Origin of the sequence: Pontibacter sp. HSC-36F09 (genome assembly GCF_024171605.1) — a bacterium.
In the GTDB taxonomy this organism is placed as follows: domain Bacteria; phylum Bacteroidota; class Bacteroidia; order Cytophagales; family Hymenobacteraceae; genus Pontibacter.
In genome coordinates this window covers 63,391-79,348 of record NZ_JALKAA010000002.1, presented here as the reverse complement: position 1 = coordinate 79,348, position 15,958 = coordinate 63,391, and the positions used below count along the sequence as shown (strand labels likewise).

Here is a 15,958-nt window from a genome sequence, read left to right as displayed (position 1 = left end):
ACTTTCAATACTTGCCAATTAACCTAACTAGCGGGTGAAGGTATAGAGGTAGTTGAGCAGGAAGTTCCAGATGAAGACCAGCACGATGGCGATGAATTTGGAAACGTAGAAGTTGAGTTTCACTTTTTCGGTGAGCAGGTATATGATCAGGTTGTTGATGATCAGGCCGGCCACGGCCACCAGCAGGAACTTGGAAAACTGCCAGCCTATTTCAGGGTCGTGACTGTGGAAGGTCCAGAGGCGGTTGAGGATGTAGTTGTTGATGCTGGCCAGTACAAAGCCCAGGCTGTTGGCTACATATTTGTTCCAGCGCAGTCTTTCCTTGGCTAGAAAAGTAACACCAAAATCAATGATGAGCCCTGTAAAGCCTACCAGACCAAACTTCAGGAATTTAAGAAAGAGCGCGCTTATACCTTCGGACATGCCGGCAGTTGGAATCTACAACTGATTTAACTTGCAAAATAGCATACAAAATTAAGCACTTTAGCAGATAGTGACAAATCTATTCTGTTGAGAAGACTGCTGGGTTGGTCGAGTAAAAGCGGCTATTTGTATAGTATATTTTGATATATCAGTTACAATTCCTTATTTCGTAGGGCATGGGTGAATCTCTACATCACCCCGGTCGGGAAAACCGATCCCCTGGTAACAGATCAGGCCCCCAATGAAATTATGATGCTATCTTTGCGCTACCATCACGATAACAGTGCAACTGTTACCTATCCGGTAGTCTGCTAAAGGCGCTACCGCTTTTCTTTAAGCTACTGTAAACTTTTTAGCGCAAGGTTTGGTTAGGAAATTAACCATGCGATTCCATGCGCTATAACTCTGAATATCAATTTAAAGGCATTGCCAGGAGCTCCCCGCTCCGGCAATTATAGGCATACTTGTTTAAGGTGAGATGTAAGTAAGTTGCCAACTTGCAACCAAAAAGCACAACAACACAACCAAAGAGAAGCCATACCTGCTAGGTATGGCTTCTCTTATTTACAGGCTATGGGTTAATTATTTAAAGAGTCCGCCGAGTTTGTCTCCCATCCCTTTTGGCAACTTATCTGTCAGGCCACCGCCCAACATACCCATGATATCGGATTGGCTGTTGACGTTGCTGCCGATCTTATTCATCAGAAATGACACCACGAAGGGAGCTACCTGCTGTGCCACCGACTCCGGTATGCCCACTTTGGAGGTCAGTTCACCCAGGTACTTCTGAATCATACCGTTCATGGCCGGGCTGTCCTTTGGCGACTTCTGCCCTTTGAGCATATTCATGATGCCCCCGGCATCTCCACCCGAGGCTTCTTTTTTCAGTCCCTCCTCCACATGGTTCTGAGCCAGGTCTACCGACTGATTGGCCTGCTGCGGGTCTAGCTTGAATTGGTCTTGCAGCTCGCCAGTCAGCTGCCCTTTTACACTGTTGATGATGTTTCCTAACATAGCTTTTACGTTGAGATGATACTTAATTTCAGGCAGCTGGAATTATACGGTTGTGTCCAGCTGTTACTTTTCTAACGTCATCCACCTACAGAAGATATAAACCCGCAAGGTATACATTGGTCAGGCACTGTTTCGACTTTGGCAAAATAATTGCTCCACTCCCCACAGTCCTTATTATTTGATACCTTTGCTCCAACAACCCTATGAACATGCGCTACTTAGCCTTCTTAGCTATCATTCTTATTGCCGGCGCCACTCTTGCCGACACTAAACTAAAAAAGACCCAGATCACCAAGGAGGTCAGCATCATGTTGCCCCGCGATTTCACCCCGCTCCATGATGAGGGCATTGCCAGTAAATACCCGGCTGCCAACCGACCGGTTGCTGTGTACTCAAGCCCGAATGGTCAGGTTGACTTCAGTATGACCCAGAAGCGCTCCCAGTTTCGCGCGCGCGATCTGAAGATGCTTCGCGAAGTGTACAAAGCCAACCTCCTGGAGCGCTTCACGAAAGTGGATTTTATAAGAGACGAGGTGGCCAACATCAATGGCCGCGACTACATATTGTTTGAGTTTGTGTCGGTAATGGCCGACGAGCGTAGCGGCAGCCACCTGGCTCCTGTGCAGAAGTACAGCATCATGCTCTACACGGTGCAGGGCAATCAGCTAATGGTATTCTCGCTACACATGCCCTTCATGATGAAGAACGACTGGCAGGACACAGCCCGTGAGGTGATGGGCTCCCTGAAATTAAAAATAAAATAGACTGCGCTCTATACCTGATCATAAAGGCCTCTCCCTTGCCGGAGGGGCTTTTTTTTTGTATCTTGTGAAAAGCGAACACTAATACCTATACCTGTGGACTTACTATCGATACACAGCGACGACCACTATATGCAAGAGGCCTACCGGCAGGCAACGTACGCCTTTGAGGAAGGGGAAATCCCGATCGGGGCTGTGGTGGTGAGCAACAACCGCATCATTGCCAAAGCCTATAACCAGACCGAGAAGCTGAACGACGTAACGGCTCATGCCGAAATGCTGGCGCTCACGGCGGCGGCCGAGTACCTGGGCAACAAGTACCTGAACGACTGCACGCTGTTTGTAACAGTGGAGCCCTGCGTGATGTGTGCGGGCGCCAGTTACTGGGCGCAGCTTAAACGGGTGGTGTACGGAACATCTGAGCCGAAGCGTGGGTATAGAAGAGTAGGCAACCTGCTGCACCCCAAAACCGAGATGGTAAGCGGCGTAATGGCGCAGGAGTGTGCCGAGCTGATGGCCTCTTTCTTTGCAGCCAAAAGAAAATAGCTATCTTTGAAACTCGCATTTCAAACGCATACGTACACCCATAAATTTGTACGCATGCTATTATTCACATATAAAACCACATAAAACTATGGCTTTCGAATTACCGAAACTACCTTACGCCTACGACGCGCTGGAACCACATATTGATGCGCGCACTATGGAAATCCACCATACAAAACACCACCAGGCCTATACCGACAACCTGAACAAGGCAATCGCGGGTACTGAAATGGAAAACATGAGCATCGAGGAGATCATGCAAAATGTAAAGGAGGACAACAAAGCGGTTCGTAACAACGGCGGTGGCTACTACAACCACAACCTGTTCTGGACTATCCTGTCGCCGAACGGTGGCGGTCAGCCTTCCGGTGAACTGGCAGACGCGATCAACTCCACTTTTGGTTCTTTCGACCAGATGAAAGAGAAGTTCAACGCTGCGGCGGCGACCCGCTTCGGCTCTGGCTGGGCCTGGCTGTGCGTAAAAGGCAACACGCTGGAAATCTGCTCTACACCAAACCAGGACAACACACTCATGCCATTTGCAGAAGGTTGCGGCGGCACGCCGATCCTTGGCATTGACGTATGGGAGCACGCATATTACCTCAACTACCAGAACCGTCGTCCGGACTACGTGAACGCTTTCTGGAATGTGGTGAACTGGGAAGAAGTAACCCGTCGCTACAACGAGGCGAAGTAATTAACAGAGGGAGACAGACACAAGCTGTCGGATTTCCTTTAAAACAAGAGAGCCCCTCCTGAAAAGGTGGGGCTCTCTTGTTTATTTACTTAACAGGTATAGCTTGTTATTTCTTCGCAACCTGTTGATTGTTCTTATACGCTGCTACGCCAGCATCCAGGAACTTCACAAAGTTCTCCACACTCAGGTCGTAGGCGATCGGTTTTACCAGCACGTTCTCGTTCTCATCCATCAGCACATAGTAAGGCTGGGCATTTACATTGAACTTTGTGATTTGGTAATCCGCGTATTTCTTGCCGAGGGTCTTCTTCTCTTTGCCGTCGTACTCGCTCACATACCATTCGCTTTCCGGCAGTTCGCTCTTATCATCCACATACAGGGCAGCTATCACGTAATCTTCCTGCAGGCGGCGCAGCACTTCCGGGTGCGACCACACGTTGGCCTCCATCTCACGGCAGTTCACGCAGCCGTGGCCCGTAAAGTCGATGAAGATCGGTTTGCCCTGTTCGGCAGCACAGCGCTTGGCTTGCTCCAGGTCAAAGTAACCCTGCAGACCGTGCGGCAGGTGCAGGAAGTCGGCATACTTAGGAGGTTCGCATAGTTGGTTCGAAGTAAACTGTGCCGTGCTTCCTCCTCCGCTCTGGCGCACCAACGCGTTAATATCAAAGTCGTGTGTAGACTGCGGCGGCAGGTAACCTGATAGGGCTTTGAGTGGCGCTCCGAACATACCCGGGATCAGGTATACCACAAAGCCAAAGGTTGCAATGGCCATGAAGATACGCGGCACACTGATGTAAGGCAGATCCGAGTCGTGCGCAAACTTGAGCTTGCCCAGCAGGTAGAAACCCATCAACGTAAAGATCACGATCCAGAGGGCCAGGTATACCTCACGATCGAGGATACCCCAATGGTATACCTGATCGGCGATACTCAGGAACTTAAGCGCCAGAGCCAGTTCAAGGAAGCCCAGCACCACTTTCACGGAGTTGAGCCAGCCACCGGACTTCGGCAGGCTGCTCAGCCACGACGGGAAAATGGCGAACAAGGTGAACGGCAAGGCAAAAGCCAGCGAGAAGCCAAACATACCCATGACCGGACGAAGCGTTTCGCCGCCAGCAGAGGCAACCAGGATACTGCCCACAATAGGACCCGTGCACGAAAACGACACCAGCACCAAGGTAAAGGCCATGAAAAACACGCCCAGTATACCTCCTTTATCTGCCTGTGCATCTGCTTTGTTCAGCCACGAGCTTGGCAGCGTAATCTCGAACAGGCCCAGGAAGGACATACCGAAAATCACGAAAACAGCGAAAAAGAGCACGTTGGGTAGCCAGTGCGTACTCAGGAAGTTAGCCCCATCGGCACCAAACAGCTTGGCTACCACCGTACCCGCTACGGTATAGATCGCAATGATGGAGATACCGTACAGCAACGCCTTGCCAATGGCCTGCGCCCGGCTCTGGCTGCTGCCCGTAAAAAAGCTCACCGTCATGGGCACCATCGGGAACACGCAGGGCGTGAGCAAAGCCACTAACCCCGACCCAAAAGCGATCAGCATAAAGGTCCAGATGTTTCCGTCAGACGATGCATCTTCGTTGGAAAAATCGATCAGCGCGGGTGTTACAGTTTCGGCTGTAGACTCCTCGTCTTCCAGAGATTCATCAGCGGCCAGCACCGAGTCCTGCGATAAGGCAGGCGGCACAGCTGTGTCAAGGCCATCGGGAGCAGCGGCCTGGGTTGTAGCCTGTTCAGGCGCTTGTTCTATTTTTTGGGCAGGTGTTTGTGCAGGCGTGGTCGCTGGTGTTGCAGCACCGCTGGCGGCTGCTACTTTGATTTGCGCATTGGTAAAGGCAAATTCATCATCAAACGGGATACACTTGCCATCGATGTCGGTGCATACCTGGTATTCGTATGAGCCTTTTACAACCAGATCAGGCTGCAGTACTTTTACCTTTTGCCTGAACTGGGCAGTGCCTACAAAGTAGGTATATTCTCCCTCCCACAGCTCGTCGTATTTCTTTTTAGGATTTACAGGCTTGATCTTGCCCACCAGTTGATAGGACGGGTGCTTTTCGAACTTAAACTCCGTCACCATCGGTCCCAGGTCCGGATCAAAATCAGAGGAGTAGAGGTACCAGTCCTTGTCTATTTTCACATTGAAAATGAGCTCAACTTCCTCACCTACTTTGACTTCCTTTTTGGAAACATCGTAGCTCCAGGAAGCAGGTTTCAGCACCTGTGCCTGCACCATTTGCGCTGCAAAGGTCAGCAGGACAACCAGCAGCCAGGGCAGGCGAAGCGCTAGCCTCAAATTATTTCTCATAAGGGTATACCTAGTTAATTCTTAAGATCACAGGCGCCCGCAGGCGCCACTACAAAAGTACAAATTTTGGACGAAAGCCCCATCTGTCCGGTGGCATCGTTACCTCCTCAAAGACAGATGACCCACTATTACCTGCCAATGCCGCTCCCAGTGCCATGAATAACAGAAAGCAACGGCAGGATGTTTCCGAACAAGTCAGCAGACTGGCAGCTATACTATATACCTTTCTTCAAAGTCTGTACGTGAGCATATCAAGCTACTGATAATCAACAGACTGTCGTTTACCCTTTGTTTTTTACCGTTCACGGATATCAGAGGTATAGTGGGCACTTCTAAGGAATCTTACACATCATCTGAACGTCTATTCTATACCAGTTTATCAGCAACCCTAACATCCGAAACTATGAATACAAACTTTCAGCCACGGGAATTCACCTCCATCAAAACGGCTTGCGGCAGAGAGCTAGGTTCTACCTTTAAGGTAATCAAGCTGGCGCGCGATGGGAGGCACAACTTTCATATTGTCTACCGCACTTTCTCAGATGAATTCATTTACTCCTTCTGCAATCCCTTCCTCGATACTTCTTCAGAGCATGATTATAGAATAATTTCCGAAGAAGAGGCCAGGGCTATTTTCATGCCGCTGCTTTCTCCGGAAAATGCCCGCGAGTTGTTTAACACCGCCCAGGCACCCGCCATGCAGGTTCAACACTAACCAACTGGAGACGTATCAACAAGAAAAGGTGCCCTGTGGCACCTTTTCTTGTTTGGGCCTTTTTACCGCCCTCCGCCGTGCCTCAGATTCGGATTCTCGCTAATAGCACATACATATATATTAAAAACACGTATTTTAGCTTAATTTTACGCAGCCGGAAGCAAACCGCCCCGTAACACACTATGGTCCTAAACATCTTACTCACTATATTTCTTGTTTTGCTTAACGGCTTCTTTGTGGCGGCTGAGTTTGCAATCGTGAAGGTGCGCGCCTCGCAAATTGAACTGCGGGCACAGGCGGGCAGCTCGATGGCCAGGCTGGCCCAGCACATGCTCACCCACCTCGATGCCTACCTCTCGGCCACGCAGCTCGGCATTACGCTGGCCTCACTCGGACTGGGTTGGATAGGCGAAAGTGTGGTGTCGCAGATCGTGATCAACGTGATGAATTTCTTTGGCTACGAGGGAAGCGTAGAACTGGCCCACAGAATAGCGCTGCCGATCTCCTTTGCCATTATTACGGTGCTGCACATTGTGTTTGGTGAACTGGCTCCTAAGTCGCTCGCTATTCAGCGCTCCGAGGCTACTACGCTGGCTATAACGCTGCCGCTCCGCTTTTTCTACTACCTCTTCCGGCCTTTTATCTGGATCCTTAACGGGTTTGCCAACCTGGTGTTGCGCTCCATGGGTATACGCCCCGTGCATGGCTCCGAGGTACACTCGCCTGAAGAACTGCGCCTGCTTTTTGAGCAAAGCGCCGAAGGTGGCCTTTTGGTCGACTCACAGCATGAGCTCCTCGAAAACGTGTTTGAGTTCAACGAGCGCATGGTCAAGCAGATCATGGTGCCCCGTACGCGCATGGTGGCTATCGATGTGAACATACCGGAACCGGAGCTGATGGAGATTATATTCGAGGAAGGCTACTCCAGGCTTCCGGTATACGACGGCGCTATCGACAATATAGTCGGCGTGCTTTATGTGAAAGACATCCTGAGCATGATGCGGCTGAATGAGCCGATCATTATAGAGAAGCTGATGCGCCCGGCTTATTTTGTGCCGGAGACGAAAAAGATCCCACGCCTGCTGCAGCAGTTCCAGCGCCGCCACATGCACATGGCCATCGTTACGGACGAGTTCGGCGGTGTGTCAGGCATCGTTACCATAGAGGACATTATTGAAGAGCTGGTGGGCGAAATTCAGGATGAATACGATGAGGAGGTGCCGATTGTGGAGCGCCTGGGCGACTTTGAATACCGCGTGAACGGCGGTGCCCCGGTTTCGGATGTGAATGACTACCTGCCCTTCCCGATACCCGAAGGCGAAGACTATGAAACGATAGGCGGTTTTGTGACCATGATCTACGGCCACATACCGGACGATTTGAACGAGGCAGCCGATTTTAACGAGTACAAGATACGGGTGCTGGATAAATCGGATCGCCGCGTGGAATGGGTGCTCTTTACGGTGAAGGAAGACTATCATTCCCAGATAGAACCGCAAACAGAAGAGACGGATCATTAAAACAAAGAAGGCTATACCTGTCAGGTATAGCCTTCTTTGTTTTTCAGGTGTAGGTATAGCTATACCTCAGGATTTGTAAACCAACTGCTGTACATCACATAGTTGTTGGCTACTTTGTCCAGCCCGTCAATTTGCTCCTGGCTCAGCTGCTTTACTTTTTTAGCAGGTATACCGGCGTAGATGTAGCCCGACTCGCACACCGTATTTTCGAGAACGATAGCACCTGCCGCCACAATGCAGTTCCTTTGCACCAGCGCATTGTCCATCACGATGGCTCCCATCCCAATCAGTACATTGTCCTCTACCGTACAGCCGTGCACGATCGCATTATGGCCCACAGATACGTTGCTGCCGATGGTGGTAGCGGCTTTCTGGTAAGTGCAGTGAATTACGGCGCCGTCCTGTATGTTGCTCTTATCACCGATCCGGATGGCGTTCACATCGCCCCGGATCACGGCGTTGAACCACACAGAGCATTTGCGGCCCATCACCACATCGCCCACAATCGTAGCGTTTTCGGCCACAAAACAATCGGCACCCAGTTGCGGGCTTATTCCTTTTACAGGTAGTATAACTGGCATATTTTGAGTTTGAGAGTTAGAGATTTTGTGAGTCTCGAGTTAAGATCGGTTTGTAGGGACAAGTCGCGACTTGTCCGAATCGTGCGCCGGCAATTCCTGTCTGAATCGTGCACGAACAACCATCAACAATTTAACAATTCAGCAATTTATCAATTCAATAACCGCTTCCACGTCCCCTTGCTCAGGTTATATTTCAGCGTGCTGGGCAGGGCTTTCCAGAAGTATTTGTTCATTTCTACGGCGAAACTGGGTTGCATGTAGCAGTTGATGGTACAGCCTTCGCAGGCCGGCAACCGTCCCTCGAGTTGCTTTAGTTCCTCCACCTCCTGACTCAGGTATAACTCGCGAAGTCTGCCCTGTATCGGGAAGCTTTTCGTACCCAAATGGTAGCAGGGCAGCACCAGTTCGTTTTCAGGCGAGATGACCAGCGTGGTGCTGGCTGCTTTGCAAACCGGATCTGCCACCTTGTTGCCACCGTCGCGGCGCAGTTGAACGAAGCCCTCGTTCAGGTATACGCCTTTGCGCTTTCCGAAAGCCGTCAAGTAGTTTAGTTCCTCTTCTGTGAGCAGATCCCCTACCGCAACTTCGTTGTACTCGAAGGCCGGGTTGATGATCAGCATCAATTTGTTGGGCTGTGTGATGGTGCGGTATACCTCTTTAAGTTGATCTAGATTGTGACGGAACACGGTGAAGAGAATATCCGGTCGCTCACCCAGTTTTTTGGCTACTTCTATCGACTCCATCACAAAGTCGTAACAGGCCACACCCCGGCCGGTATCGTGCTCCTCTTTGTGCGCCGAGTCCAGCGAAAAGTGCAGCATGTCTACCTTGCCTTTTAGTCGTTCTGCCAGTTTGGGGTAGAGCATTCCGTTGGTGGTGAGCGTGGTGATGAAGCCCATCTCGTGCGCCATACCCAGCATCTGGTCGATTTGCCGGTGCAGGAGGGGCTCTCCGCCTGTAAAGTCAATTACCTGCACGCCCAGCTTTTTCAGGTCTCGCAGGTTTTGGGCCACGTCTTCCAGCGTAATGTAAGGCGATGGCTTCTCCCAGATATCACAGAACGAGCACTTTGCGTTACAGCGGTAGGTAACGTAGTAGTTGCAAAGCACAGGTTTCGATCTCAGACGCATCCGGAAGCAGTTGTTTACCCAAAATTAAGGATTCTGCCCGAGTATCAGGTATAGAAGTAATCAGGAAACTGAAATAGGCGATATTGCTTCTGAGAATCTGTATATTGAGTGGTTAAATGGCTGAATTGTTAAATTGTTGGGTGCAGGATTAACCAACCTCTGTCCCTCCGAGGAACAGGTGAATTTTCTGCACGATTCGGGAAGGTATACCGGTGCATGATTCGGATAGGTCGCGACCTGTCCCTACAGGTATACCTGCTGAACTTTCTAACTCCTAAATTCTCAAACTCCTAAACTATGACAAGACAGAATATTTCATCAGGTGCTGTATGGGAAGACACGATTGGATATAGCCGTGCGGTGCGCGTGGGCAGTGTGGTAGAAGTGGCAGGCACCACGGCCATGGAGGGCGACCAGGTGTTAGGTATAGGCGATGCCTACGAACAGACCCGGTTTATCCTGCAAAAGATTGAAAAGGCCCTGCAGGAAGCTGGCGCTACCATGCAGCAGGTGGTGCGAACCCGCATCTATGTAACCGATATCAGCCAGTGGGAAGCTGTGGGCCGGGCCCATGGAGAGTTTTTCGGGGACATAAAACCCGCTTCGACCATGGTGCAGGTAAGTGCCCTCATCAAACCGGAGCAACTGGTGGAAATAGAGGCTACGGCAATAATCGAAGCAGATGAAAATCTGATTAACCCCAACGCTATACCTTATGATGAAGTATAATGGCCTGCTTGCCCTGCTCTTCTTGCTTTTGGTCGGCTGCACCAGCGCTTTTCAGCCAGCACAAAACGCATCCGGGAATAAGGTTGTTCCCACCCAGGTCATGCTGCTAGCCACGCTGCACGGCCTCCACAAGAGCAACCCCAACTATACCTACGATCATGTGTATGAGCTTATCAGGAGGTATAATCCCGATATAATAGGCGTAGAGATTCGCCCCGAAGATATTGACCAGGACACCTCATACCTGAAACAGCTATACCCACTGGAGATGCGCCAGATCACGGTTCTTTTCCCAAGGGACAAGGTATACGGCGTGGATTGGTATGGAGAAGAAGCGGCCGGTCAGCTCCTTCCTCCTGATGCTTTTAAAGGAGGGAATAAACAACTAACCGAGATCAAGCAGCTGGAACGTAACCTGAACTCCGATACTACGCTGCGTTCCAGGATGAAGATGATTGCTGTTTTCCCACAGAAGATGATAGAACTTGCGAGCACGAGCACCCCGGCTGAGTTCAACAATTCTGGCCATTACGACCTGGTAGCCGAACTATACTATAAGCAACTGGATATCCTGCTTCAGGGAACACCTTATGCTGCTTATGCAAATTTTAACCGAAGTCGTGATGAGCACATCGGTAGCAACATCATCTCATTGATTGAGCATAACCCCGGAAAGAAACTGGTTTTCGTGCTTGGAGCCAACCACAGTTTCGCAGCTGAGAAAACGATTCGGGAGAAGTTTGGGGAAAATGTAAAGTTGGTAGAGGTGCCTGGCTTGTAAAATAACACGCAGCTCCTTAAACAGTAAATAATTAGAATAATACCATAATCCAATCCAGTATACCCTATATTTACAAGGTTACGTACTAAAAGGCTATTGACTACTCGTTATACCTGTGCCACATTGGCCAAGGCTTAACCATGTAGAACTTAATCTGATAGCTATGAAAAATTTAGTGCTAACTATATTCGCGTTGTTCGCCCTTAGTACGGCAGCGCAGGCGCAGGCCCTAACGGGTGGACTTAAAGCAGGTGTGGGCTCGTCGAGTGTGAGCGTACACGACGTGACCAGCAACCCTGCCGAGTATGCCAAAAAAGAATCCGTGACCAGTTACCATGCCGGTGCTTTTGCCCGCGTCAACATACTGGGTCTATTTGTTCAACCCGAAGTTGTATTTACGCAGACAGGCGGCCGCCTGGAGTCTAACCCCAATGCAACGCTTGCCTCCCGTGTGGCTGACATCAAGTTTAACCGCCTCGACGTACCCATTATGGCAGGTATAAGCCTTGGCAATGTGGTGCGTTTACAGGCAGGCCCGGTGGCCTCTACCCTGTTGAGTGCGCGACAGGATGGCCAGAATATCAAGAGCTTTATGGAGAACTCCGATTGGGGCTACCAAGCAGGTGTAGGCCTCGACATACAGCGTCTGACCCTTGATGTACGTTACGAGCACATTAACCGCAGCTACGATGACCCGACCAATCAGAGCAACTATGACCTGGCCAATAAACAGATTCTGGTGAGTGTAGGTCTGAAGTTGTTCTAGGTATAACCTGTAACTTCGAGCTTGCCCTCTATAAAAAAACAGCCGATGCAGTTCTATACCTGCATCGGCTGTTTTTATTCCAATTATGCCTGTTACGGCTGCGGCATGTACAACTCTGCTCCCGGGCCAATCGGCAGGTCCAGTAGTATCCAGATGATGAACAGGATGGTCCAGCCAATCAGGAACGCGATGGAGTATGGCAACATGGTGGAGATAACAGTGCCTATACCTGCTTTTTTGTCGTAGCGTTGAATGAAGGCCACAATCAGGGCGAAGTATGACATCATCGGCGAGATAATGTTCGTTACGCTGTCGCCGATGCGGTAGGCGGTTTGTGTGAATTCCGGCGTATAGCCCAGCAACATGAACATCGGGATGAACACCGGTGCCATAATCGCCCACTTGGCCGAGGCCGAGCCCATGATCATGTTGATGGAAGCGGACACCAAGATGAACATGATCATCAATGGAATACCGCTCAGGCCCAGTGTCTTCAGCACATCGGCCCCGTTAATGGCCAGAATCAGCCCCAGGTTGGTCCAGTTGAAATAGGCCACGAACTGCGCCGCAAAAAACACCAGCACGATGTAAGAACCCAGCGTCTCCATCGACTTGGACATCCCGCGCATCACGTCGCTGTCATTTTTGATGGATTTAGCGCCTATACCGTACGCGATACCACCGATGGCGGAAAGCAGGAAAATAAAGGCCACGATGCCTGACATGAACGGCGAGTTGAGGATTTCGCCCGTTTCAGGGTTGCGCAGGTAGCCGTCTTCCGGCAGCAGGCCGCCCAACACAAAAGCCGTGGACATGAGAATAGCAATAGTAGCGTACAACAAACCACGCTTCTCCTGACTGTTCAGGCGATCGATGCTTTGCGGCTTTTCGTCACCCGTGTACTCTCCCAGCCTCGGAATCACGATTTTTTCCGTCACCCAGGTACCCAGGCCTGCCACAATGAAGGTGGACACGAACATGAAATAGTAGTTGGCCGCCGGGTTAACGATATAGTTCGGGTCAATGATACGGGCCGCTTCTGTAGACAGACCGGCCAGCAGTGGGTCGATGGTACCCAGCAGCAGGTTAGCGCTGTAACCACCCGACACACCGGCAAAAGCAGCTGCCAGACCGGCCAGTGGATGGCGACCAGCCGCCAAAAAGATAACCGCCGCCAATGGCACCAGCAGCACGTAGCCCACTTCAGAAGCTGTGTTAGACAATACGCCGGCAAACACAATCACGAAGGTAAGCAAACGCTTCGGCGATGAGAGCACCACCAGGCGCAGCACCGCACCAATCAAGCCGGTGCCTTCGGCTATACCTATACCTAGCAGGGAAACAAGCACGGTGCCCAACGGCGCAAAATCGGTAAAGTTGGTCACCATGCGGGTCAGGATCATGTGCAGGCCCTCTGTCGAAAGCAGGTTGACCGGTGTGATGGTCTGGCCCGTGCCCGGGTGCACCACGGCCATATCGAACATACTTGCTACCCATGACAGGATGATAACGAGCAGGGCGAAGCCGGCAAATAGCGTAGCGGGGTGCGGCAGGGCGTTACCAATGCGTTCCACCACCGACAGGAATTTGTCAATCCCCGACTTTTTTGTCTTGATTTGGGTCATAAAAAGGTTTTTAGGTTTCCGCCCGTATGCCAATTGTTTAGGTATAGGTATCGGACGTGCAGCTGAAGTCAGCTATAATGAGCTTCCGAAATTGCCCAAAATTTTGCAACCTCGCAAATTTTAGCAAAAAGCCATACCTTCGTTTCTCATCAAAAAAGCTTTCCCCATGATCACACCCCTGCAGCCCGGCGACAAAATCGCCATCATCGCCACCGCCCGCCTTATCAGCCACGAAGACATAGCCGCCGCCATCGGCATACTGCAAGGCTGGGGACTGGAAGTGGAAGTCGGCCCGACGGTGGGGGCGCAGTACGGTGTGTTTGCCGGCGACGATGCGCTGCGCCTGCAGGACCTGCAACAGGCCCTCGACCGCCCCGACATCAAGGCCATCATCTGTGCCCGCGGCGGCTACGGCACCACCCGCATCCTCGACCAGGTGGATTTCAGTCAGTTCCAAAAGCACCCGAAATGGATCGTCGGCTTCAGTGACATCACCTCCCTCCTTTGCCACATCCACAGTTTAGGTATAGAGAGCGTACACGGCATCATGCCTTTGCTTTTCCCGAAAGGCACGGAAGAAGCGCTGGACAGCCTGCGCCGCGTGCTCTTTGGCGAGGAGCTCAGCTACAGCGCCGCTCCCCACGCCTTCAACCGCACAGGTATAGCCGAAGGCCAGCTGATCGGCGGCAACCTGGCGCTCCTGCACAACGTCTCCGGCACCCGCTCCGACTTCACAACCAAAGGTAAGATCCTGTTTCTGGAAGACGTGGACGAGTACCTCTACAGCATCGACCGCATGATGGTGCACCTCGACCGCGCTGGCAAGTTACAAGACCTGGCCGGCCTGATCGTCGGCCACTTCAGCGACATGAAAGACAACGCCATCCCATTCGGCAAAGACGCCTACGAGATCATCGCCGAGCACAGCGGCAAGTACAACTACCCCGTTTGCTACGGCTTCCCGACCGGCCACGAACCGGATAACCTGGCGCTGGTTTGCGGTAGAAAAGCGAGGCTGGAAGTAACCGATCAGGGTACACAGCTGACATATGCACAAATTAGTTGATCAAGACTTACAAAAGCGGATGGGTAGGCACCAAGGTATGGGACTTCGTATATCTTACTGAGCAAAAAAGCTTATACCTGTTGTAAGAAAAGAGCATACCATCAAAGCACATGAACTACACAGCATACCTGGAGCGCATCGGATACACCGGGGAACTGCAGCCGACCCTTGAAGTGCTGCGGCAACTGCAGAAGCGCCACTTGTTATCTGTTCCTTTCGAAAATCTTGACATTCACCACGGTGTTCCGATCGAACTGGATGTTGAAAGGATCTTTAATAAGGTGGTGCTTCAGAAGCGGGGCGGGTTCTGCTATGAGCTGAACGGTTTATACTTTGAATTACTCACTGCGATTGGTTTTGATGTGAGACGGATTTCTGCAAAAGTCTATTCCAGCAGCGAAGGCACCTACACGCCGGAGTATGATCATCTGGCCTTGCTGGTGACGATAGCGGGAGAAGATTATCTGACCGATGTCGGGTTTGGGGAGTTTAGTTTCGCGCCACTGAAGATGGCGTTGAACCAGGTACAGGCCGATGCGCGGGGCAATTACATCTTCGACAGGTATGATGAGGATTATTACCGGATAAGCCGCGTGGAGGACGGCGAGATCCGGCCCGAATACATCTTCCGGACAGCCGCAAGGGCGTTCGATGAGTTTACCGGCATGTGCCACTTTCACCAGACCGATCCCGGATCCCACTTCAGGCAGCGCAGCATGATCACGCTGCCCACCGAACAAGGCCGCATCACCCTCACCGAGAACAAACTCAAGATAAAAGAAGGTGACCTTACCAGGGAAACTGCGTTTAAAGACGCAACTGAGTACGAGGTATACCTGTGGAAATACTTTGGGGTAAAACCAGTTGGCCGCAATAGCTAGCCTGGCTCCGGAAACGACAAGAAACACAAGCAGTAGTTTTTAAGCATAACCCAACTTGAGATGACTTTTCTAAAATCAATTCCGATTTTTATTTTGGCAGGTCTCTGCGAGATAGGCGGCGGTTACCTGATCTGGCTCTGGCTGAAAGAAGACAAACCCGTTTGGTATGGTGTAGCAGGCGGTATAATCCTTGCGCTATACGGCGTAGTGGCTACTTTGCAGACGCAGAACTTCGCTCGGGTATACGCTACCTACGGCGGAGTTTTCATTGTTATGTCCTTGCTGTGGTCAATGAAATTCGACGACTACTCACCCGACAAATATGACATTATCGGCGCCTTGATCGCCCTGTTAGGCGTCTGCATTATTTATTATGCCCCGAGAAGTTGAGGAGCACGCG

17 protein-coding genes are annotated in these 15,958 nt (G+C 51.1%); 11 read left to right on the top strand and 6 right to left on the bottom strand.

The window, feature by feature from the left end:
* Window positions 1-27: 27 nt before the first annotated feature.
* The gene (locus tag L1278_RS06415) at window positions 28-423 is read right to left on the bottom strand and encodes a GtrA family protein (protein ID WP_253402078.1); all 396 of its coding nucleotides are present in this window, start codon (window positions 421-423) and stop codon (window positions 28-30) included.
* 582 nt (window positions 424-1,005) lie between these two features.
* Window positions 1,006-1,437 carry a hypothetical protein gene (locus L1278_RS06410; RefSeq protein ID WP_253402077.1) on the bottom strand — a complete coding sequence of 144 codons (432 nt, stop codon included), beginning with the start codon at window positions 1,435-1,437 and terminating at the stop codon, window positions 1,006-1,008.
* Between the two features lie 209 nt (window positions 1,438-1,646).
* Here L1278_RS06410 and L1278_RS06405 point away from each other — a divergent pair, with 209 nt between their 5' ends.
* From L1278_RS06405 to L1278_RS06395, 3 genes are all read left to right on the top strand, one after another.
* Entirely contained in the window at window positions 1,647-2,201 is a 555-nt protein-coding gene (locus L1278_RS06405) for a hypothetical protein (RefSeq protein WP_253402074.1), read from the top strand.
* 93 nt (window positions 2,202-2,294) lie between these two features.
* Window positions 2,295-2,744 (top strand): nucleoside deaminase, encoded by a 450-nt coding sequence (locus L1278_RS06400; RefSeq protein ID WP_262890299.1) that lies wholly within the window; start codon window positions 2,295-2,297, stop codon window positions 2,742-2,744.
* An 88-nt stretch (window positions 2,745-2,832) separates the two neighbouring features.
* On the top strand, window positions 2,833-3,441 hold the full coding sequence (locus tag L1278_RS06395) for a superoxide dismutase (RefSeq protein ID WP_253402072.1): 609 nt from the start codon (window positions 2,833-2,835) through the stop codon (window positions 3,439-3,441).
* Window positions 3,442-3,547: 106 nt separating this feature from the next.
* Here the strand turns inward: L1278_RS06395 and L1278_RS06390 are convergent, their stop codons facing one another.
* Window positions 3,548-5,764: a thioredoxin family protein gene (locus L1278_RS06390; RefSeq protein ID WP_253402070.1), complete on the bottom strand. Its 2,217-nt coding sequence runs from the start codon at window positions 5,762-5,764 to the stop codon at window positions 3,548-3,550.
* A gap of 403 nt (window positions 5,765-6,167) precedes the next feature.
* Between L1278_RS06390 and L1278_RS06385 the strand changes: the two genes are divergently transcribed.
* Entirely contained in the window at window positions 6,168-6,479 is a 312-nt protein-coding gene (locus tag L1278_RS06385; protein ID WP_253402068.1) for a hypothetical protein, read from the top strand.
* Between the two features lie 182 nt (window positions 6,480-6,661).
* Window positions 6,662-7,999 (top strand): hemolysin family protein, encoded by a 1,338-nt coding sequence (locus L1278_RS06380; RefSeq protein WP_253402066.1) that lies wholly within the window; start codon window positions 6,662-6,664, stop codon window positions 7,997-7,999.
* A gap of 59 nt (window positions 8,000-8,058) precedes the next feature.
* On the opposite strand, the gene L1278_RS06375 is transcribed toward L1278_RS06380, so the two are convergent.
* Window positions 8,059-8,580: a gamma carbonic anhydrase family protein gene (locus L1278_RS06375; protein ID WP_253402064.1), complete on the bottom strand. Its 522-nt coding sequence runs from the start codon at window positions 8,578-8,580 to the stop codon at window positions 8,059-8,061.
* Between the two features lie 149 nt (window positions 8,581-8,729).
* On the bottom strand, window positions 8,730-9,710 hold the full coding sequence (locus tag L1278_RS06370; RefSeq protein ID WP_253402062.1) for a radical SAM protein: 981 nt from the start codon (window positions 9,708-9,710) through the stop codon (window positions 8,730-8,732).
* A 297-nt stretch (window positions 9,711-10,007) separates the two neighbouring features.
* On the opposite strand from L1278_RS06370, the gene L1278_RS06365 reads away from it, so the two are divergent.
* The 3 genes from L1278_RS06365 to L1278_RS06355 all read left to right on the top strand — a co-directional run bounded on the left by L1278_RS06365 (window position 10,008) and on the right by L1278_RS06355 (window position 11,986).
* On the top strand, window positions 10,008-10,439 hold the full coding sequence (locus L1278_RS06365) for a RidA family protein (RefSeq protein WP_253402061.1): 432 nt from the start codon (window positions 10,008-10,010) through the stop codon (window positions 10,437-10,439).
* Entirely contained in the window at window positions 10,426-11,220 is a 795-nt protein-coding gene (locus tag L1278_RS06360; protein WP_253402059.1) for a hypothetical protein, read from the top strand. Before L1278_RS06365 ends, L1278_RS06360 begins: the two co-directional genes overlap by 14 nt.
* Before the next feature lie 163 nt (window positions 11,221-11,383).
* Window positions 11,384-11,986, top strand: a complete 603-nt coding sequence (locus tag L1278_RS06355; RefSeq protein ID WP_253402057.1) for a porin family protein — start codon at window positions 11,384-11,386, stop codon at window positions 11,984-11,986.
* Between the two features lie 92 nt (window positions 11,987-12,078).
* Here the strand turns inward: L1278_RS06355 and L1278_RS06350 are convergent, their stop codons facing one another.
* The gene (locus tag L1278_RS06350) at window positions 12,079-13,611 is read right to left on the bottom strand and encodes an AbgT family transporter (protein ID WP_253402055.1); all 1,533 of its coding nucleotides are present in this window, start codon (window positions 13,609-13,611) and stop codon (window positions 12,079-12,081) included.
* A 166-nt stretch (window positions 13,612-13,777) separates the two neighbouring features.
* Here L1278_RS06350 and L1278_RS06345 point away from each other — a divergent pair, with 166 nt between their 5' ends.
* From L1278_RS06345 to L1278_RS06335, 3 genes are all read left to right on the top strand, one after another.
* A complete protein-coding gene (locus L1278_RS06345; protein ID WP_253402053.1) occupies window positions 13,778-14,677 on the top strand; it encodes an LD-carboxypeptidase in 900 nt (299 codons plus the stop codon).
* Between the two features lie 110 nt (window positions 14,678-14,787).
* Window positions 14,788-15,558: an arylamine N-acetyltransferase gene (locus L1278_RS06340; protein ID WP_253402051.1), complete on the top strand. Its 771-nt coding sequence runs from the start codon at window positions 14,788-14,790 to the stop codon at window positions 15,556-15,558.
* Window positions 15,559-15,618: 60 nt separating this feature from the next.
* Window positions 15,619-15,948, top strand: coding sequence for a YnfA family protein (locus tag L1278_RS06335; protein ID WP_253402049.1), 330 nt, complete (start codon window positions 15,619-15,621; stop codon window positions 15,946-15,948).
* Window positions 15,949-15,958 lie beyond the last annotated feature (10 nt).

Excerpts from the sequence above, each read along its gene's own strand:
- L1278_RS06365 (WP_253402061.1), top strand. The coding sequence starts at position 10,008 with ATGACAAGACAGAATATTTCATCAGGTGCTGTATGGGAAGACACGATT.
- L1278_RS06375 (WP_253402064.1), bottom strand. The coding sequence starts at position 8,580 with ATGCCAGTTATACTACCTGTAAAAGGAATAAGCCCGCAACTGGGTGCC.
- L1278_RS06380 (WP_253402066.1), top strand. The coding sequence starts at position 6,662 with ATGGTCCTAAACATCTTACTCACTATATTTCTTGTTTTGCTTAACGGC.
- L1278_RS06355 (WP_253402057.1), top strand. The coding sequence starts at position 11,384 with ATGAAAAATTTAGTGCTAACTATATTCGCGTTGTTCGCCCTTAGTACG.
- L1278_RS06340 (WP_253402051.1), top strand. The coding sequence starts at position 14,788 with ATGAACTACACAGCATACCTGGAGCGCATCGGATACACCGGGGAACTG.
- L1278_RS06350 (WP_253402055.1), bottom strand. The coding sequence starts at position 13,611 with ATGACCCAAATCAAGACAAAAAAGTCGGGGATTGACAAATTCCTGTCG.
- L1278_RS06390 (WP_253402070.1), bottom strand. The coding sequence starts at position 5,764 with ATGAGAAATAATTTGAGGCTAGCGCTTCGCCTGCCCTGGCTGCTGGTT.
- L1278_RS06345 (WP_253402053.1), top strand. The coding sequence starts at position 13,778 with ATGATCACACCCCTGCAGCCCGGCGACAAAATCGCCATCATCGCCACC.
- L1278_RS06405 (WP_253402074.1), top strand. The coding sequence starts at position 1,647 with ATGCGCTACTTAGCCTTCTTAGCTATCATTCTTATTGCCGGCGCCACT.
- L1278_RS06415 (WP_253402078.1), bottom strand. The coding sequence starts at position 423 with ATGTCCGAAGGTATAAGCGCGCTCTTTCTTAAATTCCTGAAGTTTGGT.
- L1278_RS06370 (WP_253402062.1), bottom strand. The coding sequence starts at position 9,710 with ATGCGTCTGAGATCGAAACCTGTGCTTTGCAACTACTACGTTACCTAC.
- L1278_RS06395 (WP_253402072.1), top strand. The coding sequence starts at position 2,833 with ATGGCTTTCGAATTACCGAAACTACCTTACGCCTACGACGCGCTGGAA.
- L1278_RS06335 (WP_253402049.1), top strand. The coding sequence starts at position 15,619 with ATGACTTTTCTAAAATCAATTCCGATTTTTATTTTGGCAGGTCTCTGC.
- L1278_RS06360 (WP_253402059.1), top strand. The coding sequence starts at position 10,426 with ATGATGAAGTATAATGGCCTGCTTGCCCTGCTCTTCTTGCTTTTGGTC.
- L1278_RS06410 (WP_253402077.1), bottom strand. The coding sequence starts at position 1,437 with ATGTTAGGAAACATCATCAACAGTGTAAAAGGGCAGCTGACTGGCGAG.
- L1278_RS06385 (WP_253402068.1), top strand. The coding sequence starts at position 6,168 with ATGAATACAAACTTTCAGCCACGGGAATTCACCTCCATCAAAACGGCT.